This is a genomic window from Cupriavidus sp. GW822-FHT06G04 (assembly GCF_058799075.1).
Window position 1 is genome coordinate 68,568 of the sequence record NZ_JBXALD010000010.1, and the last position, 20,451, is coordinate 89,018.

At 67.1% G+C, this 20,451-nt stretch carries 19 protein-coding genes; 14 read left to right on the forward strand and 5 right to left on the reverse strand.

The annotated features are described in order from the left end of the window. Positions 1–59: 59 nt before the first annotated feature. A complete protein-coding gene (locus AC1RKI_RS21585) occupies positions 60–761 on the reverse strand; it encodes a GntR family transcriptional regulator (RefSeq protein ID WP_492797047.1) in 702 nt (233 codons plus the stop codon). Positions 762–927: 166 nt separating this feature from the next. Here AC1RKI_RS21585 and araD point away from each other — a divergent pair, with 166 nt between their 5' ends. From araD to AC1RKI_RS21615, 6 genes are all read left to right on the forward strand, one after another. Further along, positions 928–2,667, forward strand: coding sequence for an L-arabinonate dehydratase (araD, locus tag AC1RKI_RS21590; protein WP_492797049.1), 1,740 nt, complete (start codon positions 928–930; stop codon positions 2,665–2,667). Between the two features lie 11 nt (positions 2,668–2,678). Next, on the forward strand, positions 2,679–3,398 hold the full coding sequence (locus AC1RKI_RS21595; protein ID WP_490713487.1) for a ribonuclease activity regulator RraA: 720 nt from the start codon (positions 2,679–2,681) through the stop codon (positions 3,396–3,398). 79 nt (positions 3,399–3,477) lie between these two features. Continuing rightward, positions 3,478–4,449, forward strand: coding sequence for a Bug family tripartite tricarboxylate transporter substrate binding protein (locus tag AC1RKI_RS21600; RefSeq protein ID WP_492797051.1), 972 nt, complete (start codon positions 3,478–3,480; stop codon positions 4,447–4,449). 66 nt (positions 4,450–4,515) lie between these two features. After that, positions 4,516–5,454, forward strand: coding sequence for a 2-hydroxyacid dehydrogenase (locus AC1RKI_RS21605; protein WP_061953689.1), 939 nt, complete (start codon positions 4,516–4,518; stop codon positions 5,452–5,454). Positions 5,455–6,028: 574 nt separating this feature from the next. Further along, positions 6,029–7,624 (forward strand): EAL domain-containing protein, encoded by a 1,596-nt coding sequence (locus tag AC1RKI_RS21610; protein ID WP_227460671.1) that lies wholly within the window; start codon positions 6,029–6,031, stop codon positions 7,622–7,624. A gap of 43 nt (positions 7,625–7,667) precedes the next feature. Next, entirely contained in the window at positions 7,668–8,285 is a 618-nt protein-coding gene (locus AC1RKI_RS21615) for a LysE family translocator (RefSeq protein WP_492797054.1), read from the forward strand. Between the two features lie 65 nt (positions 8,286–8,350). Here the strand turns inward: AC1RKI_RS21615 and AC1RKI_RS21620 are convergent, their stop codons facing one another. From AC1RKI_RS21620 to AC1RKI_RS21630, 3 genes are all read right to left on the reverse strand, one after another. Beyond that, positions 8,351–9,358, reverse strand: coding sequence for a tripartite tricarboxylate transporter substrate binding protein (locus AC1RKI_RS21620; RefSeq protein ID WP_492797056.1), 1,008 nt, complete (start codon positions 9,356–9,358; stop codon positions 8,351–8,353). Between the two features lie 133 nt (positions 9,359–9,491). Continuing rightward, positions 9,492–10,418, reverse strand: coding sequence for a LysR family transcriptional regulator (locus tag AC1RKI_RS21625; protein ID WP_061953698.1), 927 nt, complete (start codon positions 10,416–10,418; stop codon positions 9,492–9,494). 81 nt (positions 10,419–10,499) lie between these two features. Next, on the reverse strand, positions 10,500–10,838 hold the full coding sequence (locus AC1RKI_RS21630) for a DUF3175 domain-containing protein (protein ID WP_061953752.1): 339 nt from the start codon (positions 10,836–10,838) through the stop codon (positions 10,500–10,502). 287 nt (positions 10,839–11,125) lie between these two features. Between AC1RKI_RS21630 and AC1RKI_RS21635 the strand changes: the two genes are divergently transcribed. The 6 genes from AC1RKI_RS21635 (at position 11,126) to AC1RKI_RS21660 (ending at position 18,184) form a co-directional block, all read left to right on the forward strand. Further along, complete coding sequence (locus AC1RKI_RS21635; RefSeq protein ID WP_227460669.1) at positions 11,126–11,587, forward strand: polyhydroxyalkanoate granule-associated phasin; 462 nt, start codon at positions 11,126–11,128, stop codon at positions 11,585–11,587. Between the two features lie 135 nt (positions 11,588–11,722). After that, on the forward strand, positions 11,723–12,088 hold the full coding sequence (locus AC1RKI_RS21640) for a hypothetical protein (protein WP_061953702.1): 366 nt from the start codon (positions 11,723–11,725) through the stop codon (positions 12,086–12,088). A gap of 355 nt (positions 12,089–12,443) precedes the next feature. Continuing rightward, positions 12,444–15,287: an ATP-binding protein gene (locus AC1RKI_RS21645; RefSeq protein ID WP_492797059.1), complete on the forward strand. Its 2,844-nt coding sequence runs from the start codon at positions 12,444–12,446 to the stop codon at positions 15,285–15,287. Continuing rightward, positions 15,284–16,693, forward strand: a complete 1,410-nt coding sequence (locus AC1RKI_RS21650) for an ATP-binding protein (protein WP_492797061.1) — start codon at positions 15,284–15,286, stop codon at positions 16,691–16,693. Before AC1RKI_RS21645 ends, AC1RKI_RS21650 begins: the two co-directional genes overlap by 4 nt. Positions 16,694–16,951: 258 nt before the next feature. Beyond that, positions 16,952–17,641 carry an ArsR/SmtB family transcription factor gene (locus tag AC1RKI_RS21655; RefSeq protein ID WP_150979800.1) on the forward strand — a complete coding sequence of 230 codons (690 nt, stop codon included), beginning with the start codon at positions 16,952–16,954 and terminating at the stop codon, positions 17,639–17,641. Between the two features lie 36 nt (positions 17,642–17,677). Next, a complete protein-coding gene (locus tag AC1RKI_RS21660) occupies positions 17,678–18,184 on the forward strand; it encodes a DUF6630 family protein (protein ID WP_061953711.1) in 507 nt (168 codons plus the stop codon). A 118-nt stretch (positions 18,185–18,302) separates the two neighbouring features. Here the strand turns inward: AC1RKI_RS21660 and AC1RKI_RS21665 are convergent, their stop codons facing one another. Further along, positions 18,303–19,307: a LysR family transcriptional regulator gene (locus AC1RKI_RS21665; RefSeq protein ID WP_150979799.1), complete on the reverse strand. Its 1,005-nt coding sequence runs from the start codon at positions 19,305–19,307 to the stop codon at positions 18,303–18,305. Between the two features lie 263 nt (positions 19,308–19,570). On the opposite strand from AC1RKI_RS21665, the gene AC1RKI_RS21670 reads away from it, so the two are divergent. Both AC1RKI_RS21670 and AC1RKI_RS21675 read left to right on the forward strand, forming a co-directional pair. After that, positions 19,571–19,855: a PepSY domain-containing protein gene (locus AC1RKI_RS21670; RefSeq protein WP_061953715.1), complete on the forward strand. Its 285-nt coding sequence runs from the start codon at positions 19,571–19,573 to the stop codon at positions 19,853–19,855. 2 nt (positions 19,856–19,857) lie between these two features. After that, positions 19,858–20,418, forward strand: coding sequence for a cytochrome b/b6 domain-containing protein (locus tag AC1RKI_RS21675; protein WP_244788363.1), 561 nt, complete (start codon positions 19,858–19,860; stop codon positions 20,416–20,418). Positions 20,419–20,451: the final 33 nt, after the last annotated feature.

The following is a 20,451-nucleotide window of genomic DNA, read 5'->3' on the forward strand; positions in this document are numbered from 1 at the left end:
TGCGGCGTTGCCAAAAACAAACGCCTGCTTGTGCCCGGCGCCGATCGGGCTGGAAACGCTCAGCGCAGATAGGCACCAAATCGCGCGCGGATTTCCGCCACGTTGGCGAGCGTGCCTGACAGATGTTCGCGCAGCGCCGCTTCCGCGCGGTCCGCGTCGCCGGCTGCAATTGCCTCGACGATGGCCGTGTGGTCGCGCAATACCGCCAGCGCCTTGCCCGGAATCGGCAGATGCAAGCGGCGCAGACGGTCCAGATGGCCGCTCTGGCGTCGCACCAGTCCGAACAGATCGGGCACCGCGGCGGCCTCGTACATTTGCCGGTGGAATTGCTGGTCGTTGGCGTTGAATTCAGCGAGGTCCCCGGCGTCCAGCATGCGCTGCTGGCGCGCCACGGTGGCGCGCAACCGCTCCACCAGCGCGGCGTCAGGCGCTGCAGCCAGCGTGCGCACGATTTCCAGTTCCACCGAGCGCCGCAGAAAGTGCGCCTGCCACGCCAGCGCCACATCGATGCGGCTCACGCGCGTGGCGTGCTGGGGAAACACATCGACCAGTCCTTCCTCGGCCAGCCGCATCAACGCATCGCGCACCGGGGTCTGGCTGATGCCGTACTGGAGCGCCAGTTCGGGACGCGACAGTACCGTGTTCGGCGGCAGCACCAGCGAGATGATCAGGTCGCGCAGGTGCTCGAACACCTGCGGCGCCGCCTGGCGCGTGCGGTCGTAGTGGAACGGCTGCGGAGGATTGGGAACGGAAACGGCCATTGGATCGGGAATGTGTCGTGGGCGCGATTCTAGCCGAACGTGCCCACGGCACCGCGCGTTGACGTACTAATATATTAGTGCTCTAATCGCCAAAACAAGGTCATCGTACAACCTCGGTTGCGCACAAAAGAATGACCGACCCATTCCACCAATGGAAGAGACAACCATGACGGCTCCCCGAAAGACGCCGGACCAGCTGCGCAGTGCGCGCTGGTTCGCCCCGGACGACCTGCGGTCCTCCGGGCACCGCTCCCGCATCATGCAGATGGGCTACGCGCCCGACGAATGGATGGGCAAGCCGCTCATCGCCATCATCAACACGTGGTCGGACATCAATCCCTGCCATTCGCACTTCAAGCAGCGCGTGGAAGACGTCAAGCGCGGCATCCTGCAGGCCGGCGGTTTCCCGGTGGAACTGCCGGCCATTTCCTTGTCCGAAAGCTCGGTCAAGCCGACCACGATGCTCTATCGCAACCTGCTGGCCATCGAGACCGAGGAACTGATCCGCTCGCATCCGATCGACGGCGCGGTGCTGATGGGCGGCTGCGACAAGACCACGCCCGGCCTGCTGATGGGCGCCACCAGCGCGGGCGTGCCGGCCATCTACGTGCCGGCCGGGCCGATGCTGCGGGGCAACTACAAGGGCCAGGTGCTCGGCTCCGGTTCCGACGCCTGGAAGTTCTGGGACGAACGGCGCGCCGGCAACATCAGCAAGACCGAATGGATCGGCATCGAAGCCGGCATCGCGCGCAGCCACGGCACCTGCATGACGATGGGCACGGCCAGCACGATGACCGCGATCGCCGAGGCCATCGGCATGTCGCTGCCTGGCGCGTCGTCGATTCCGGCGGCCGACGCCAACCACATCCGCATGTGCTCCGAGGCAGGCCGGCGCATCGTCGACATGGTGTGGGAAGACCTGACCCCGGCGCGCATCCAGACGCGCGCGTCGTTTGAAAATGCGATCGCCGTGGCCATGGCGATGGGCTGCTCGACCAACGCGATCATCCACGTGATTGCGATGGCGCGGCGCGCGGGACACGACATCGGCCTGGACGATTTCGACCGCGTGAGCCGCCATGTGCCGGTGATCGCAAATATCCGGCCGAGCGGCGACACCTACCTGATGGAGGACTTCTTCTACGCCGGCGGTCTGCCCGCGCTGATGAGCCGCATCCGCGACAAGCTGCAGCTCGATGCGCCGACCGTCACGGGCCGCACGCTCGGCGAGAATATCGTCGGCGCACAGGTCTACAACGACGATGTAATCCGCACCACCGACAACGCGCTGTATCAGGAAGGCGCACTGGCGGTGCTGCGCGGCAATATCGCGCCGGACGGCTGCGTGATCAAGCCCAGCGCGTGCGAGAAACGCTTCTTCAAACATACTGGCCCTGCGCTGGTGTTCGACGACTATCCGTCGCTGAAGGCCGCGGTCGAGAACGAGGACCTCGACGTCACCGCCGACCACGTGCTGATCCTGCGCAACGCCGGCCCGCAAGGCGGCCCCGGCATGCCCGAATGGGGCATGCTGCCGATTCCGAAGAAGCTGGTAAAGCAAGGCGTGCGCGACATGCTGCGCATGTCCGACGCGCGCATGAGCGGCACCAGCTACGGCGCGTGCATCCTGCACGTGGCGCCCGAGGCGTACATCGGCGGCCCGTTTGCGCTGGTGCGCACCGGCGACCTGATCACGGTCGATATCGAACAGCGCCGCATCCATCTGGAAGTGTCCGACGAAGAGCTGGCCGCGCGCCGCGCCAAATGGACGCCGCTGCCGCCGCGCTACATGCGCGGCTACGGCTACATGTTCTCGCGCCATGTGCGGCAGGCCAACGACGGCTGCGATTTCGACTACCTGCAAACCGACTTCGGCGACCCCGTGGGCGAACCGAGCATCTACTGATGAGATTGCCGATGACCCAGCTCGATCCCTCCCTGCGCGATGCACTGAAGACCGTCAGCACCGCTACGCTGTGCACCGCGCTGTTCAAACGCGGCTTGCGCAACCAGTTCATCCAGGATGTGCGCCCGTTGAATCCGGCCGCCGGCACGATGGTTGGCGAAGCCTTCACGCTGCGCTACATCCCCGCGCGCGAGGACCTCAATCCGATCACGGTGTTCCAGGACCCCAACCATCCGCAACGCCAGGCTATCGAACAATGCCCGCCCGGCGCGGTACTGGTCATCGACAGCCGCAAGGATGCGCGCGCCGCGTCGGCCGGATCGATCCTGGTAACGCGCCTGATGCAGCGCGGCGGCGCCGGCATCGTCACCGACGGCGGCTTTCGCGATTCGCCCGAGATCGCGCAGATGCCCATGCCGGCCTATCACCAGCGCCCGTCCGCGCCCACCAACCTGACGCTGCATCAGGCGCTGGAATTCAATGTGCCGATCGGCTGCGGCGACGTCGCGGTGTTTCCCGGCGACGTGATCGTCGGCGATGCCGAGGGCGTGGTGGTCATCCCGCGCGAGATGGCGCAGGAGATTGCCGCCGAGGCCGTGGAGATGACCGCGTTCGAAGACTTCGTCACCGAACAGGTGCGCGGTGGACGCTCGATCATCGGGCTCTATCCGCCCACCACCGAAGAGGCGCGGCAGGACTTTGCCGCGTGGCGACAAGCGCAGCGCCGCTGAGATTGCCGCCATGCGGACGCGCGCGCTTCCCGTACGCGCGCTCCGCAGGAACCCCACAAAAAAATATCAGGAGACACCCATGTTGAAGATTGCCCGGATCGCAGCGACCGTCGCTGCGGCGACCCTTACCTTTGCCGCGCACGCGCAAACCCCGGCGTGGCCGACGCGCGCGGTCACCATCATCGTGCCGTTCACGCCCGGCGGCGGCACCGACATCGGCACGCGGCTGGTTGCGCAGCGTCTGGCACAGCTGTGGGGCCAGCCGGTGGTGGTCGACAATCGTCCCGGCGCCGCGGGCAACGTGGGCCTGGAGTTGACCGCGCGCGCCAAGCCCGACGGCTACACGCTGGTTGCCGGTAACGTCGGCACGCAATCGATCAATCCGTTTCTCTACAAAAAGCTGAACTACAACCCGGACGGCTTCGTGCCCGTGACGATGATGGCGGAGCTGCCGTTCGCGCTGGTGGTCACGCCAAGCCTGCCGGCCCGCACGCCGAAGGAGTTGGTGGCGCTGGCCAAGGCAAAGCCCGGCAAGCTCACGTTTGCCAGTTCGGGCACAGGTGGATCGCCGCATCTGTCGGGCGAAATCTTCAAGCTGGCGACCGGCACCGACATGCTGCACGTGCCCTACAAGGGCGGCGGCGCGGCGATGACCGACCTGATGGCCGGCAACGTCGACATGCTGTTCGCATCGATCCTGGAAACCGCTGGCCATGTGAAGGCCGGCAAGCTGCGCGCGCTGGCCGTGACCGGCACGGTGCGCTCGCCGTCGATGCCCGATGTGCCGACGCTGGCCGAGGCCGGCATCCAGAACGCCGAATCGGGCTCGTGGGTGGGGCTGCTCGCGCCGGCCGGCACGCCCAAGGAAATCGTCGACAAGATCGCCGCGGACGTGCACAAGGTGGTGGCGATACCGGAAGTGAAAAAGCAGTTGGTGGACCAGGGTGCCATACCGGTGGGCAGCTCGCCTCAGCAGTTTGCGCAGACCATCGCTAACGACCGCAAGCGTTACGCAAGGATCATCGCCGATAATCACCTGAGCGCAGACTGAGCCGCGCCCTCGCCGATTCAGGCACAGCCAAGCAAGCCAACCACGCAAAACAAGGACTCTCCTCGCATGAAACCCCGCCTCCTGCAGCACGGCCGGCTTCCCGAACAGACCGAAGCCCGCCTGGCCGAGCATTTCGACGTGCATCCGCTCTGGGCCGAAAGCGATCCGGCCGCATACCTCGCGCAACATGGCGGCGAATTCGTGGCGATGACCACGCGCGCGGCCACGGGTGTCGATGCCGCCATGCTGGCCGCGCTGCCGAACCTGCGCGTGATTTCAAGCTTCGGCGTCGGCCTGGACAAGCTCGACCTCGACACCGCGCGCGCCCGCGGCATCGCGGTGGGCTACACGCCCGACGTGCTCAACGACTGCGTGGCCGACACCGCGTTTGCATTGCTGATGGATGCCGCACGCCAGGTCAGCGCGGCCGATCGCTACGTGCGGCGCGGCGAATGGACCAAAGGCCCGTACCCGCTGACCACCCGCGTCAGCGGCAAGCGTCTGGGCATCGTCGGCATGGGCCGCATCGGCCGCGTCATCGCCAAGCGTTCGAGCGGCTTCGACATGGACGTGCGCTATTTCGGGCGCAAGGCACAGGACGATCTGCCGTACGGCTTCGAGCCGTCGCTGGAGGCGCTGGCGAAGTGGGCCGACTTCCTGGTCGTCGCCACCTCGGGCGGCCCGGCCACGCGGCACCTGATTTCGGCCAGCGTGCTGGAGGCCTTGGGCCCGGATGGCTACCTGATCAACATCGCGCGCGGCACCGTGGTCGACGAGGCGGCGCTGGTCGACGCGCTCACGCACAAGCGCATCGCCGGCGCGGGACTGGACGTGTTCGAGCACGAGCCAAACGTGCCCCCGGCGCTGTTTGCGCTCGACAACGTCGTGCTGCTGCCGCACGTGGCCAGCGGCACGCATGAAACGCGCGCCGCCATGGCGGGGCTGGTGTTCGACAATCTGCAGAGCTTCTTCGCCACCGGCGCGGTGCTTAAGTCGGCCATCTAGGACTCGGGTACCACGTACTTCGCGCGAAGACGATGCGCGCGTCGCCGCCCACCAGAGTGGCGGCGCGCCGTAGTTGCCGCCCCAACTGACGGCCCAAGGCGCCCCGGCATGCGCCATTTTTCCCGACGGCCGCCACCGCCTGGGCGCCGTCCCCGCCCCGCTCCCGCCCCGTTCCGCACCCTCCCCACGGCCCCTGCCCCGACGGCTCTCGTTCATCGGCATGACTCCGGGCGTAGACAAAACTCCATTACCCTGTGACGAATCCTGCCGCGAAATCCGCGTGGATGGCAGCCTCGCCGTGGCGTGACCGCGCGGCCCGCGGCGCAGCCGCCGCAGTTCGGCACGACGCGCGGAAATGTAAAAACGGACTGGAAGTGTCAGACGTGATCGACGATTGTTAGCTATGCTCCCCTGAACGCGCGGCGTTTGCGGAGCCCACCCGGCGGGCTGACGGGCGCGCCATACGGCCATCGGCGGGCGCACGACGGCCTCGCGGATGACAGTTTCGGATCCGATACGTAAATGGCAGGGCGCCGCGGGCGCCTGGTGCGGCGCAGTCTTATGAGGGCTTTCGATGCAGCGCAGTTGGCTTGTGCTTGTGACGATGGTGCTGACCATGCTGGCCACGCTGGTTCCGGTGGGAATCGGCGTGTTCATGGCCCAGCTCGAAGCCAGCCGGCGCGAATCCGAGCAACTGAACGTATTTGCCGATGCAGCGGTCGCGCGCGCCGAATTGGTCATGTCCCAAGCGCTGCAAGCGCAGCAAGACCTGGAATCATTGCGCGACGAATCGTGCTCGCCGGCGCACCTGGTGGAAATGCGCCGCATCACCTACACCTATGGCCATATCCAGGACGCCGGCGTCTATCGCGCCGGAAAACGCCTGTGTTCGGCACTGCTGGGCCCCATCCAGGCCAATCAGCTATTGTTGCCGCCGCCAGACTGGCGCACGCCCGACGGGCTCGATTACTGGTTCGACCAGCCCAATCCGTTCTCCGCGCCGCGTCGTTCGCTGCTGCTGGGCCGCAATGGCAACTACGTGGGCCTGGATCCGCAGATCTTCGTCGATGTGGTCGATCGCGCGTCGCGCCAGCTGGGCGTGGCGCAGACCGACGCCGGCCGCATCTTCGCTGCCACGCAGGGCGCCAATCTCGCGCGCCTGCAGCGCGCCTATGCCGACCACGCCTATGGCACCGGCAATAGCTCGTCGCACGAGGACGACGACGACGCGGCCATCGTGCTGCGCAAGTCGCGCACCATGCCGCTGGCCGTGGTGGTGCTGGCCCCGCGCGCGGCGCTGCTGGCCAACTGGCGCGCGCTGCTGGCGGGCGGCCTGATCGTGGGACTGGGCGTGGGCGTGCCGCTCGGCATCCTGGTCTGGCGGCGCGCCACGCGGCGCTTCAGCCTGGAAGGCGAATTGCGCGGCGCAGTGCGGCGCCACGAAATGGCCGTGCACTATCAGCCGATCGTCTCGCTCGTCGACGACCATTGCGTGGGCGTCGAGGCGCTGGTGCGCTGGCGCCGCCACGGGCGGCTGGTGCGGCCGAACCTGTTCATTCCGATGGCCGAGAACGCGGGGCTGATCCAGCAGATCACCGATCAGGTGCTCGATATCGTGCTGGCCGAACTCGGCACGCTGCTGCGCCGCCATCCATCGTTCTATGTGTCGATCAACGTCGGCGTGGAAGATTTGAAAAGCCTGCGCTTTCTCGGCGTGCTGACGGCGCGGCTGCGCGGCACCGGCATCGCGCCGCACCAGATCCGCATCGAGGCCACCGAGCGCGGCTTCCTGGAGCCCGATGTGGCGCGCGACACGATCCAGGCCTTCCGCGACGCCGGACATCCGGTGTATATCGACGACTTCGGCACCGGTTATTCCAGCCTGTCGTATCTGCAGAGCTTCAAGGTGGACGCGCTCAAGATCGACAAATCGTTCGTCGACACGATCGGCCAGGAGGCGGCATCTAGCACGGTGGCGCCGCATATCATCGCCATGGCGCGCTCGCTCGGGCTGCAGGTGGTGGCCGAGGGCATCGAGGACCGGGCGCAGGCCGATTTCCTGCGCGACCAGGGCGTGGACTACGGCCAGGGCTGGCTGTTCGGCCGCCCCGTGCCCGCTGTGGAACTGGTGCAACTGCTGGCGCGCGCCGCACCGCAAGCGGCCGCGTAGCCGCTAGAATCGGCCGGATCGAATCCCTGCGCCCCGCGCCGCCATGTCACTTCCCGCACTGTTCCTGACTGCCGCCGGCGTGGGCCTGGCGGTTGCCGCACCGGTGGGCCCGATGGGCGTGCTGTGCATCCGCCGCACGCTGACCGACGGACCGCGGGCGGGGCTGGCCATCGGCTTCGGCATTGCCTGCGGCGATGCGGCGTACGGCCTGGTCGCAGCGCTTGGGCTGGTGGGCGTTTCGCAGTTCATGCTGGCCTACGACAGGCCGCTGCATATCGCGGCGGGGCTGTTCCTGCTCTATCTGGGCCTGCGTACGTTCTTCCAGAAACCCGCCGACCAGCCGGCCACGCTGCGCGCCAACGGATCGTGGTGGCGCGCCTATGCCAGCGCCTTTCTGCTGACGCTGACCAATCCGCAGACCGTCATCATGTTTGCCGCGCTGTTCGCCACCCTGGCGCCGCGCGGCCCGTTCTCGACCACCATCGCCATGACCACGGTGCTGGGCGTGTTCTGCGGATCGATTGCATGGTGGTGCGTGCTGGTGACGATGGTGTCCGGCGCGCGCCATGCGCTGGGCGCGCGCGTGCGCCAATGGATCGACCGCATCGCCGGTCTGGCGCTGGCGGCCTTCGGCGTGGCGGAGATCCGCCGGGCGATGTAGGCGGCCGTTGTAATGGCGATTGGCTCGATGCCAGCACGGCGCGCGCCATCGTCAGGCCGCGTCGATCACTCGGCCTTGGCGCCCGAGTCCTTTGCCACCTTGGTCCACTTGACGGTTTCTGTCTTGATAAAGCCGGCCAGCTGCGGCGGCGTCATGTCGCCCGCGGTCACGCCCTGTTCCTCGAAACGCTTCTGCACGTCGGGCAGCTTGAGCACACGCGCCAGTTCGGCGCTCATGCGCTGGCGAATCGGCTCGGGCGTGGCGCGCGGCGCCATCAGCGCGTACCACGTGGTCACTTCATAACCGGGCACGCCGCTTTCGGCCACGGTCGGCACGCCGGGATACGCGGCCGAGCGCTTTGCCGACGTCACGGCCAGCGCGCGCACCTTGCCGCTCTTCACATGCGGATTGGCCGACGGGCTGGTTTCGATCGCCATCTGGATCTGGCCGGCGATCAGGTCCGTCATCATCGGCGCGCCGCCCTTGTACGGCACATGCGCGATATCGGTGCCGGTGGAGGCGCGGAACAGCTCGCCGGACAGGTGTTCGGTGCTGCCGATACCGGCCGACCCATAGTTGACCTTGCCCGGATTGGCCTTGATGTAGGCAATCAGCTCCGGCACCGTCCTGGCCGGGATCGACGGATTGACCAGCAGCACGTTGGGCGTCAGGGCAACCATGCCGATCGGCTCCAGGTCCTTCTGAAAATCGTACGGCAAGGTCTTGTAGATGCCCGGCGCCATGGTGTGGGCCACGGTGGCCAGCAGATACGTATAGCCATCGGGATTGGCCCGCGCCACCAGCGCGCCGCCGATGGTGCCACCCGCGCCGGGCCGGTTGTCGACCACCACGGGCTGGCCTAGCGCCTCGCCCAGGCGCTGGCCCACGGCACGGCCGATGATGTCCGTGGTGCCGCCCGACGCAAACGGCACGACCAGCGTGATCGGCTTGGACGGCCAGGTGTCGGCGGCCAGCGCGGCCTGCGCGACGGTGGCGGCAAAGCCGGCCGCGACGGTCATGGCGGCCGCGGCCAGCGTCCTGAGCGCGCGGCGGCGCGGCATACGTGGGGTCATGCGAGTCTCCTGGGGAATCTTTCCCGACCCTTTGGATACGCGGGCGGGATTATTGGAATCGTTGGCATCGTTGGACCCACGCACTCTACGGGCCGCGCGACGCGCGTGCCAGCCCCGCCCCGGCGGACGGTGTTCAGGATTTGTGAAGGGTCGCGCCGGGCCAGCGGCCGGCAGTCACCAGTTGGCGCGCCACCTGTTCGAGCACGCTGCGTGCGGCGAGTCCCGCGGGCGACAGCTCATCGTCGGACAGGCTTACCAGGCGGTTCGGACGGCTCACGCCGGCATCGGTGATTTCGATCAGCGTCAGCGGATCGCCCAGATGCCGCGCCACGGCCGCGCCGGGCTGGATCGTCGCCCCAATGCCCGCGCGAACGGCATCCATCAACACCGCCAGCCCGTCGATTTCTGCCACGACGTTGAGCGGACGCTGATTGCGCGCGGCCGCTGCGTTAAGTACGGCGCGCAGGCCGTGCGCGCCGCTGGGCAGGATCAGCGGCAGATCGCCGATGTCGTCGAGCCGCATCGTTTTGGCGGCGGGCAGCCCGGGTTGATCGGGACGAGCAATCACGAACAGGCGTTCTTCCAGTAGCGGCTGCGCGCTCCAGCGCTGGCCCGGTTCCTCCTGGAACAGCACGGCGAGGTCGAGCTGGCGCGCGCCGATCATCGCCGCCAGTCCGCCCGACAGGCTTTCCACCAGATGCAGGCGAATATCGGGATAGCGTTCGCGCATCGCCAGCATGAACGCTGGTCCCAGCACGGCCAGCGTGCTGGGCGCCATGCCCACGCTGACGTGCCCGGACAAGCGTGCAGTGCGCGCGGCATGGGCAGCATCGTCCGCATGACGCAGCGCCAGTTGTGCCTGCCGCCAGAACGCCAGGCCGGCATCGGTCGGCACTACGCCTGTGGATGTGCGCTGCAGCAGCCGCGTCGACAGTTCGCTTTCCAGCCGGCTGATCTGCTGGCTCAGCGCCGATGTCACCACGCCAAGCCGCTGCGCCGCCTGCCCCATGCTGCCGAGTTCCACCACGTGCACGAAGTAGCGCAGTTGCCGCAGTTCCATTTCCCGATCCCGTCACGAAGAGCCGCTATTGTGCCTGCCACGCCTGCGCGGCGGCAAAGGAGTGACGGCCACAGGGCTGGCCTAGGCCCGCCCGAATGCCTCGCGCAGTTTTTGCTTGGCTTTCTGCAACGTGGCGCGCCGCGTCTTCGGCAGGTTGCGCCCGGCGCGGTTGATGTAGAAATTGAGCATCGACATTGCCGATTGGTACGGCGTGCCTTTGCGGCGACGGCTGCGCATCGCCGATTGCTTCAGCGACTCGGCGATGGCCGCGGGCGAATCGGCCTTGAAGATGTCGGCTTTGAGGTCCATCGCATCGCTGGTTTCGGTCACGTGCTGTGACCAGCGACGCGCATGACGGCGCGCGCCGCCGCTGCGGGGGCGGTGGCGAACGGTCTTTTTTGAAGTCGAGGAAGCGGCCATTTGCGTTGTCTCCTGTGCGAGGTCCTGCACCATGTCCTGCACCGGGCGGCGCATGGCCGCACCAGTTAAAGGCATGCGCAGCGACATCCGTGCCAGCGATGCATCGCCAATCGCGAAAGGCCCGCGCGCGGCGCGGGTTGACCCATGGACCGCGATGGCCGAGCATGGGTCGTCGTGTCTTCGGGAGGCGGCGATGCGGGCGTAAGCGCCCGCGCATCGCTTGCCGGTGGCTCATCCCGCGCTTGCCGCAGTTTTTTCTCACAGGTTTTTCAACCGGAGGTTCACGCATGCCAAGCCAATCCACGCCACTCTGGCCCACCTGGCCAATGCCCGCGTTCACGCTGCAGGCCTTTGTGCCGTTTGACAACTCGTTGCTGGAAAACTGGCAAAAAATGATGGGCCTGAACACCGATTTCACTACGTCGATGATGCAGGAAGCGCAATTCGACTGGGCGTCGTGCTTCATGCCGCAGGAGCCTGAGGAGCTTTACGCGCGGCAGTGGACCAGCCAGATACCGATGCTGTCGATTCCGCTGCACTACGCCACGGCAATGCTCGAACTGGGCGCCGCCACGCAGCGTATGTGGATGGACGCCTGGGGCCATCTGCTCGGCGTGCCGGCGCTGCTGCCGGCCATGCCCGTGATGCCCGATATCGCGGCGGTTGCCACCGCCAGCGGCGATGTGATCGATGTGCCGGCGGTGCAAGTTCGCGAAACGCCACGCGCGCGTAAATCCCGGCCACATTGAACCGCAAGGCATGGTGCCAGGGACTATGCTTGCAGAGGCAGCAAACCGGCTTGCATCATGCCGCCCGCCCGATGGCTTCAATGGGCGCACTCGGGCGGGGCCATTGATATCGCGCCCAATCTGGCGAGGCTCCCCATGAGCAAGACACTTCTTTCCAGCCTGATCGTCGCCGCGGCAGCGGTTGCGATGGCGCCGCTGGCACACGCGCAAACCAAGCAGTTCGATCCGTATAGCCAGGGCGCCAGAGCGGGCAAGGCCGATCCATACACCGACGGCGCGAAGAACAGCAAACCCGATCCGTACACCGATGGCGCCAAGACTGGCAAGTTCGACGCCTATACCGATGGCGCCAATCAGTCGACGCGAACCGACCTGGCGCCCACCGCCAAGACGGACCCGTACACCGACGGTGCGAAGACCGGCAAGTACGATCCGTACACGGACGGCGCGCGCTCGGACAAGTACAACCCCTACACGGACGGCGCCCGGACCGACAAGTAACCAACCCAAAGTCCAACCAGAACCAACCGGAAACCCACCAGAAAAACAGCGCGCCATGGCGCGCTTGCCTTGCGCGCGAGCCTCGCGCAGAGTTTCCCTCCCGGCCCCGTCATTACCAGACGGAGCCGGGAGCCCCCGCTGTTCCGTCACCCTGCTTACTATCCCGCTGCCGGCGACAATCGCCAGCCAATCCTCCAGGGAATCACCAAGGAATCACGAATCGCTGCAATAATCGACACCCTTGCGGCGACGCAACATAGTGGTCCTCCTCCGAACAGCCGATTTGCCCGGGACGGACCGACCTTGCAGAATACGGCTTGTGACTTGCCCGCCAAGCCGCCAGCCGATCCCATCGATGACCCAGGCCGCCCCCGCTTTCGTCGACCCTCCGTTGCGCTTTGGACCCTTCACGCTGCATGCGGCTCATGGCCTGCTGCTGGAAGACGGCCGTCCGCTCCGGATCGGCGTGCGCGCGCGCAATCTGTTGCTGGCACTGGTGGCGCGCGCCGGCGAAGTCGTCAGCAAGCAGGAACTGATCAGCCTGGCATGGCCCGATGGCGATGCCGAGGAAGCGACGCTGCGCGTGCATCTGAGCGCGCTGCGCAAGCTGCTTGGCGATGGCCAGGGCGGCACGCGGTTTATCGCCAGCGTGGCGGGACGCGGCTACTGCTTTGTCGCGCCGGTCACACGGCAGCCGCCGGCCGCGACATCCGCGCACGCCACGCCACACGCCGCCACATCGCACAATCTTCCCGCCCGTGTCACCCGCATGATCGGCCGCGACGACCTCGTTGCCGCGCTGGCCCAGAGCCTGCCCGAATGGCGGCTGCTGACGCTGTGCGGCGCGGGCGGCATGGGCAAGACCACCATCGCGCTGGCGCTGGCCGAACGCGTGCTGCCGCGCTATGCCGACGGCGTGCGCTTTGTCGACCTGGGCCGCGTGGCCGATCCGGCGCTGGTCAACGGCGCACTCGCCGCCACGCTGGGCATGACTTCCGACGCCACATCGTCCGCCGCGCTGGTGCAGGCGTTAGCGAACCGGCGGATGCTGATCGTGCTGGACAGCTGCGAGCATCTGATCGATGCCGTGGCGGTGCTGGTGCTGACCCTGCTGCGCGCCACACCCGGCGTGCACGTGTTGGTCACCAGCCGGGAACCGCTGCGCTGCGACGGCGAATGGGTGCAGCGCGTGCCGCCGCTGGCGCTGCCCGGGCCCCGGCAACAGATCAGCGCCGCCGAAGCGATGCGATATGCGGCGGTACAGCTGTTCGTCGAGCGCGCGATCCATAGCGCCGATACGTTCCAGTTGCAGGACGACGACGCGCGCGGCGTGGTGGATCTGTGCGCAAGCCTGGACGGCATGCCGCTGGCCATCGAACTGGTTGCCGCGCAGGCGCATGCATTCGGCATCGACACGCTGCGCGACCTGCTCGCCAACCGGTTTCAGATCGAAGCCTGGAACAGCGAACTGGTGCCGCCGCGACATCGCACGTTGCGCGCGCTGCTGGACTGGAGCTACGACACGCTCGAAGAACGCGAGCGCACGCTGCTGAAGCGGCTATCGGTGTTTGCCGGCGATTTCACGCTGGCCGACGCGCGCGCAGTGGTGACCGGCGCGCAGATTGATCGCGGCGACGTGGTGGCAGGCATTGCCGCACTGGTGGCGAAATCGCTGGTCTCGGTCGACGCCAGCGAGCAGACCGTACGTTACCGGCTGCCCGGCACCACGCGCGCCTACGCGCGGCAACGGCTGACGCAGAGTGGCGCGCGGCGCGCCCTGCTGGCCAGCCACGCACGCTACTGGCGCACCACGCTGCACGCCGCATGGATCGACGAACCTGCGCTCGGCCAGGCGGGGTGGACCAACCGTTTTGGCGGCGCGATCGACGACGTGCGCGCCGCCATCGGATGGGCCCTGTCGGCCGATGGCGATGCCGATCTGGGCGCCACGCTGATCCTGGCCGCGCTGCCGCTGGGCTATTACCTGTCGCGGCTCGACGAATTCTGCGGCTATGCGGCGCGTGCGCTGGCGATGGCCGACGACGGCGCGGTCACGCTCGACGCCACGCTGGTGGCGCGCCTGCGCGTGGCATTAGGCACGCTGATCTATCACACGCGCGGGCTCGAAGCCGGTGCCGAGGACGCCTACGAACGCGCGCTGGCGGCCACCGCTGCGCTGCCGCAAACCGGCCCGCATATCCAGGCGTTGACCGGCATCGCCATGCTTGCGCTGGCGCGCGGCGACTACGCAGGCGGACGCCGGCACGGCGCAGCGATGCGCGCGCTGGCCGCGCGCGACGCCGATCCGCTCGCGCAGGTCTGGGCCGATCACACGCTGGCATTGGCGCATCACTATCTCGGCGATCACCGCACCGCGCGCGAACTGGCCTCGCGCGTGTCGCATGACCCAAGCCCGCTGGTGCACCCCGTCGACAATCTCACCGCGCTGGTGGATCGGCGCGTCTGCATGCGTCTGGTGCTCGCGCGCACGCTATGGCTGGAAGGCAGCGCCGACAGCGCCGCCGAGATGGCCGACCAGTGCGTCGCCCTGGCGCTCGACGACATGCCGCTTTCGCTGGCCCAGGCGCTGGCATTTGCCGCGTGCCCGATCGCGCTGTGGCGCGGCGACGAAGCTGCGCTGCACGGCTACGCCGCGCGCCTGCGCGAACATTCGGCGCGCCATGCGCTGGTGGCATGGCACGGCTGGACCGATCTGCTCGACGCCGCGCTGCGCCTGCGCGACCAGGACGGCGCCGTGGCCGCGTCGCCGCTCGCGCGTCAGCATCTGCTCGCCCGCATCGCGCATACCGGCGGCAAGCAGGCCGACCTTTACGCCACGTTCGGTGCGCCGTTCCTGACGCCGCTGGCCATATCGCGCGCGCAGGCCGGCGTATCGGGCTGGTGCATGGCAGAAGTGCGGCGCGTGGCCGCGGAGCATGCGCCGGACCGTCATACTGACGCCGGACGCATCGCCGCGGCGCAAGCATTCCAGGACATCCTCGCGCTCGCACGCCGGCAGGGCGCGCGGGCGTGGGCGCTGCGCACCGCACTGAGCCTGGCGCGCGTGTGGCGTGAACAAGGCCATGCAGCCAGGGCCGGCGACCTGTTGCACGACACTTGCGCGCACTTCAGCGAAGGGCACGACACGGCCGACTATCGCGCCGCGCAGGCGCTGGCCCAGGCGTGCGCGCAGCCATGAACCCAACACCCGACATGGCGAGCGTCGAAGCCGAAACCGATACCACGAATGCCACCAATGCCACCGTTGCCACCGAGTGCGCGCTGGCGTGGCGTAGCGGATCGTTGACGATGTGGCCGGCGCAGCGTCAGCTGACGCTGCATGGCCAGCCGCTTGCCTTGGGCAGCCGCGCGTTCGACATCCTCGCCGCTCTGCTGCGGCAAGCCGGCGACGTAGTGTCGCGCGACACACTGACTGCCGCCGCGTGGCCTGGCCTCGTTGTCGAGGAAAGCAGTCTGCGGGTGCAGGTCGCCCAGTTGCGGCGCGCGCTGGGCAGCCACGGCACCGCGATCGAAAACGTGCCGGGGCGCGGCTATCGCTACAACGGCGCGGTCGACACGATACCGATAACAAATGCGCCCGCGCACGGCGCGTGGCCCGGCGGCCTTCCGCACCGGCTGGCGGCGATGGTCGGACGCGATGCGGATGCGGTGCGTCTGCAGATCCAGCTCGACACCGCGCGCCTGGTCACGGTGGTCGGCATGGGCGGCATCGGCAAGACCACGCTGGCGCTGGAAGCGGTGGATCGTTGGCCGCGCGACGCGGACGGCGTGTGCTTCATCGACGTCAGCATGCTGTCCGACGCCGCGCATCTGCCGCGTGCACTGGCCAGCACGATGGGCGTGGCACCCAGCGACGAGATCGGCATGCTGGCCCGGTCGGTGGCCGGCAAGCGTACGCTGATCGTATTCGATAGCTGCGAAGCCGCGCCGGCGGCCGTTGCGCACTGCATCGCGCAACTACTATCGGTGGCGGGGCCGTCGGTGCTTGCCACCAGCCGCGAGCCGCTGCGCCTGCCCGAAGAACGCGTCGTGCCGCTGCTGCCATTGGCGGTGCCGCCGGAGAGCGACACGCCGATCACGGCCCATGCGGCGATGCAGTTCGCCGCGGTCCAGTTGTTCGTCTCGCGCGCCCAGGCCAGCGCCGCGGAATTCGTGCTCAACGACCGCGACGCACCGACCGTGGCCGCGCTGTGCCGCAGGCTGGAAGGCGTGCCACTGGCCATCGAGCTTGCCGCAGCCAGCGTCGACGCATTCGGCGTGCTCGGCCTGCTCGATCATGTGGACGCACGCTATGCGCTGCTCGACGTACAACGGCGCTGCACCCACCCCCGCCAGCGCTCGCTCAGGGCGTCGATGAACTGGAGCGTAGGCCGTCTGCCCGGCGACGAGCGTCGCGCGCTGCAGCGCCTGTGCGCGGCCAACGGCCCTTTCAACCTGTCGCAGGCCGCCGCACTGACCGGCATCGACACGCCCGCCGTCCACGCACTGCTCCAGTCCCTGGCCGCCCGCTCGCTACTGGTGCCGCTGCCCGATGCCCACTTCAGACTGTGCGCGATCACTCGCGCGTTCATGTCGCAGCAGTAGAAGGCTGGGGCGATTCGCGCGATTCGGCATCGCGGGATCAAGCGCGCAAATCAACGGCGATGGAACGCCCGATGTAAAGCCGGCATCGCCGTCCCGCTTCGATTTCCAACCTAAAAAAGGTTCGACGAGGAATTCCGGTGAAGGCTGCACTGGAAAATTCGTCTGACCGCCCCGCTCCAAGGACTTAATTTCCTTGGCTCCCACCAATCAACCGCTCCCGCCCTATACTGCATCCGTCTCTTCACACCGCGATGAACAATGGAATACGCACCAGGCATCAGCCAGTTGGCTGGATTGCTGGCCGATCCGGGGCGCGCCGCCATGTTGTGGGCGCTGATGGACGGCAGCGCGCGGCCGGCCGGGGAGTTGGCGATGATTGCGGGGTTGTCCGCGTCGTCCACAAGCGGGCATTTGGCGCGGTTGTCCGAAGGCGGGCTGCTCGCCGTGGAAACGCGCGGACGCAATCGCTATTACCGGCTGGCCGCGCCTGAGATCGGTGCCGCCATCGAGGCGCTGGCCACGGCTTCGCTGGCCAGTCAGCCGCCGCGCATGCGTGCCGTGCCGGTCTCCAGAACCGCACCGCCCGCGCTGCGGCAGGCGCGCACCTGCTACGACCATATGGCCGGGGAACTCGCGGTGGGTCTTTTCGAACGAATGTCGCAGGCGGGCTGGCTGGCCGTGCACGGCAGCCAGGTCGACCTGACCGGCGATGGCGCGCAGGCGATGACGCACCTGGGCATCGACCTCGACGCCACGCGCCGCAAGCGCCGGCAATTCGCCTGCACCTGTCCGGACTGGAGCGAGCGCAAGCCGCATCTTGGCGGGGCGCTCGGCGCGGCGTTGCTGCAAGCGCTGCTGCAGCGCGGCTGGATCGAAGCCACCACGCGCTCGCGCGCGCTGCGCGTCACCCCGCACGGGCAGCGCGAAATCGGCAAAATGGCCGCTTGAGCCAAGTTTCGACATCAAAGGAGAAAGGAGCAGCACATGTCGATCGAACTGGAAGACGACGCACAGGACGCCGTGAGCCGGCTGTTTGCGCTGATCAATCTTGGCGATTCGCAGCAGAGCGCGCGTCATCTGGCGCTGCTGGAAGAGGCGCTCGAAGACGCCGAGGAAGACGAGGCCGACGCGGAAGCGCTGCTTTACCAGATCAAGGAAATCATCGACTGGGAAGCAGGTTTCTACGTCGACTGGAAAGACGTGGAATCGTTTATCGGCTGCCTGAACCAGCTCTGCGAACGCATCGATCTGGAAATCGACTGGGGCACCGACGATCCCGAAGACGAGGATTTTCTGGAAGGCACCAGCGTGCCCGAACTGATGGAGCTGGCCACGGACCAGTTGCGCGTGGCGGGCTACACGCTATGGAACTGGGATACCGGCGGCGATGCCTACGCGGGCTGGATTACGCGCAGCGAGGATGACGACGAAATGCTGGAAATCGCCGAAACACTCGCCTTCGATCTGCGCAGCGGCGATCAGCCGTACTGAGCCTGGCGCAGACGCACGGCGCAATCGGCTTCGACAAGTTTGCGCCAATGTGCGCTGCCGATGGCGCGCGGCTCCGGCGATCCGTCGGTGGGCGCGCGCGATTCGCGGCGAGCCGCCGCTATTCCAGCGACAGCACCGTGGGCGTGCCGTCGTCGCCCGCCGGTTGCTCGACGATCGATGCCTGGGCGGCTTCCGGCAGCGGCGTGGCGCGCGGTGCGGGGCGGCGCGTTTCCGGCACGCCGAGCGTTTCTTCCAGCGCGTTCAGGAATGCCCGCACGCTGGCCGGCATCAGTTTGCGGGCGGGCATCAGCACGTAAACCTTCAGCGGCGACGAACTGTAGCCCGGCAGTACGCGCACCAGTTGCCCTTGCACCAGTTGTTCATGCACGAAACGCGGCGACAGGCGCGTGATGCCAAGCCCATCCACCGCAGCCTTGAGCCGCACTTCCGCGTTGTGCGTGCAAATGCGCGGTTGCACATCCATCGAAAACGTTTCCACGTGGTCGCGCAGGAATTCCCAATGCGTGTCGTCCAGATTGCCGACCGTCGGCCAGCCAACCAGATCCTGCGGCGAGCGAGGCAGACCGCGCTCGCGGATAAGTGACGGCGCGGCGTAGAAGGCGCGCTCGATCAGCACCACGCGCTTGCTGGCGAAAGAGCTGTCGTGCAGGCCCGTGTCGGTCATCACGAAGGCGAGGTCATAACCGTGGCGAATCAGGTCGGGCTGATCCCAACTGACGTCGAGCTGTACGCGTAGCGATGGATGCTGCTTGAGCAGACGATTCAGCGTGGGTGACAAATGCTGCGAGCCCACTTCATACGGCGTGGCGATGCGGATGGTGCCACTGACCTCGTCGCTGACCGATGCCGCTTCCGCGCTGATTTCCCGCAGCGCGCCAAACAGTGGCGAAACGCGATCGTAGAGTTGCTGGCCGCGCTGCGTCACGCGCACGCGGCGCGTGGTGCGCTCGAACAGGCGCACGCCCAATTGCCCCTCCAGGCGTGCCACCGCGGCGCTTGCCGACGACTTTGGAACTTCCGCCAGTTCGGCCCCCTGCGTGAAGCCCCCACCTTCCACCACGCGGCAGAAGATTTCCCAGTCTTTCCAGTCAATCGATTTCATGCGACACCTTCATACGATATTTTTCTCAGTCAGACACCGGGAAAACCCTGATCGGTGCGCGCGATTGTCCCACAACGCGAACAATGATGAAGCCCATGTCCACAGCATGGCTATTTCAGCAGCATGACAGCGAGATGACGTTTGCCGATTTTTGTCTCGTATGCACCACTCATGCATATCGGGAAAGCCATGATTGAGAATCGGTCTCATTTGCCTCTAGCATCCACACGTCGCCCGATCAGGGGCTTTTTGCTGGAGTTGGCATGAACAAGACCACCGCATTTGCCGCATTGGCCATCGTGGCCGCAGGCGGAACGTTTTCCACTGCTGCACTGGCCGGCGCCAACTGCGAAAAACATCCCAAGTCGGAATGGATCTCGGAGGCCGACGCCAAGGCAAAAATCGAAGCCCAGGGCTACAACATCAAGAAGTTCAAGATCGACGGCAATTGCTACGAGATCTACGGCACCACCAAGGACGGCAAGAAAGCCGAGATCTACTTCGATACCAAGACGCTCGACATCGTCAAATCCGAAATCGGGAAGTAGGCATGGGCGTTCCGGCTGCAGACGCGCGCGGCTGGGTCCGTGTCTGGGATCCGGTGGTGCGCATTACGCACTGGGGCGTGGCCGCCATCGTGTGCTATGACCTGATCGACGATTCGGGCGGGCCGTGGCACCGCTATGTCGGCTATGTTGCAGCCGGGCTCGTGCTGGCGCGCATCGCGTGGGGTTTCGTGGGTAGCGAGCACGCGCGCTTTGGCGCGTGGCTGCCGCGTCCCGCTGGCGTGCTCGCCTATGGCCGCGCATTGATGCAAGGCCGTGCGCCGCGCTTTGTCAGCCACACGCCGCTGGGCGCCGTGACGATGCTGGCGATGTGGGCGCTGATCCTGGCCCTGGCGGTCACCGGCTGGATGTCGCGCCTGGACCCGTTCTGGGGTGAAGACTGGCCCATCGACATCCATCGCTGGCTGTCCAACGCGCTGCTCGGGCTGGTTCTGCTGCACATCGCGGCCGCTATCGCCATGAGCATCAAGGGCCGCGAAAATCTCGTCGCCGCCATGCTGACGGGCCGCAAGCGGCGCGGCAGCGAACTTCCGCCGCAGCGCTGAGCCATCAAAGCGACGCACCAGACGACTCACGAA

Bases quoted from the DNA above. Each gene is read 5' to 3' on its own strand.
- AC1RKI_RS21585 (WP_492797047.1), bottom strand. From the start codon at position 761: ATGGCCGTTTCCGTTCCCAATCCTCCGCAGCCGTTCCACTACGACCGC.
- araD (WP_492797049.1), top strand. From the start codon at position 928: ATGACGGCTCCCCGAAAGACGCCGGACCAGCTGCGCAGTGCGCGCTGG.
- AC1RKI_RS21595 (WP_490713487.1), top strand. From the start codon at position 2,679: ATGACCCAGCTCGATCCCTCCCTGCGCGATGCACTGAAGACCGTCAGC.
- AC1RKI_RS21600 (WP_492797051.1), top strand. From the start codon at position 3,478: ATGTTGAAGATTGCCCGGATCGCAGCGACCGTCGCTGCGGCGACCCTT.
- AC1RKI_RS21605 (WP_061953689.1), top strand. From the start codon at position 4,516: ATGAAACCCCGCCTCCTGCAGCACGGCCGGCTTCCCGAACAGACCGAA.
- AC1RKI_RS21610 (WP_227460671.1), top strand. From the start codon at position 6,029: ATGCAGCGCAGTTGGCTTGTGCTTGTGACGATGGTGCTGACCATGCTG.
- AC1RKI_RS21615 (WP_492797054.1), top strand. From the start codon at position 7,668: ATGTCACTTCCCGCACTGTTCCTGACTGCCGCCGGCGTGGGCCTGGCG.
- AC1RKI_RS21620 (WP_492797056.1), bottom strand. From the start codon at position 9,358: ATGACCCCACGTATGCCGCGCCGCCGCGCGCTCAGGACGCTGGCCGCG.
- AC1RKI_RS21625 (WP_061953698.1), bottom strand. From the start codon at position 10,418: ATGGAACTGCGGCAACTGCGCTACTTCGTGCACGTGGTGGAACTCGGC.
- AC1RKI_RS21630 (WP_061953752.1), bottom strand. From the start codon at position 10,838: ATGGCCGCTTCCTCGACTTCAAAAAAGACCGTTCGCCACCGCCCCCGC.
- AC1RKI_RS21635 (WP_227460669.1), top strand. From the start codon at position 11,126: ATGCCAAGCCAATCCACGCCACTCTGGCCCACCTGGCCAATGCCCGCG.
- AC1RKI_RS21640 (WP_061953702.1), top strand. From the start codon at position 11,723: ATGAGCAAGACACTTCTTTCCAGCCTGATCGTCGCCGCGGCAGCGGTT.
- AC1RKI_RS21645 (WP_492797059.1), top strand. From the start codon at position 12,444: ATGACCCAGGCCGCCCCCGCTTTCGTCGACCCTCCGTTGCGCTTTGGA.
- AC1RKI_RS21650 (WP_492797061.1), top strand. From the start codon at position 15,284: ATGAACCCAACACCCGACATGGCGAGCGTCGAAGCCGAAACCGATACC.
- AC1RKI_RS21655 (WP_150979800.1), top strand. From the start codon at position 16,952: ATGGAATACGCACCAGGCATCAGCCAGTTGGCTGGATTGCTGGCCGAT.
- AC1RKI_RS21660 (WP_061953711.1), top strand. From the start codon at position 17,678: ATGTCGATCGAACTGGAAGACGACGCACAGGACGCCGTGAGCCGGCTG.
- AC1RKI_RS21665 (WP_150979799.1), bottom strand. From the start codon at position 19,307: ATGAAATCGATTGACTGGAAAGACTGGGAAATCTTCTGCCGCGTGGTG.
- AC1RKI_RS21670 (WP_061953715.1), top strand. From the start codon at position 19,571: ATGAACAAGACCACCGCATTTGCCGCATTGGCCATCGTGGCCGCAGGC.
- AC1RKI_RS21675 (WP_244788363.1), top strand. From the start codon at position 19,858: ATGGGCGTTCCGGCTGCAGACGCGCGCGGCTGGGTCCGTGTCTGGGAT.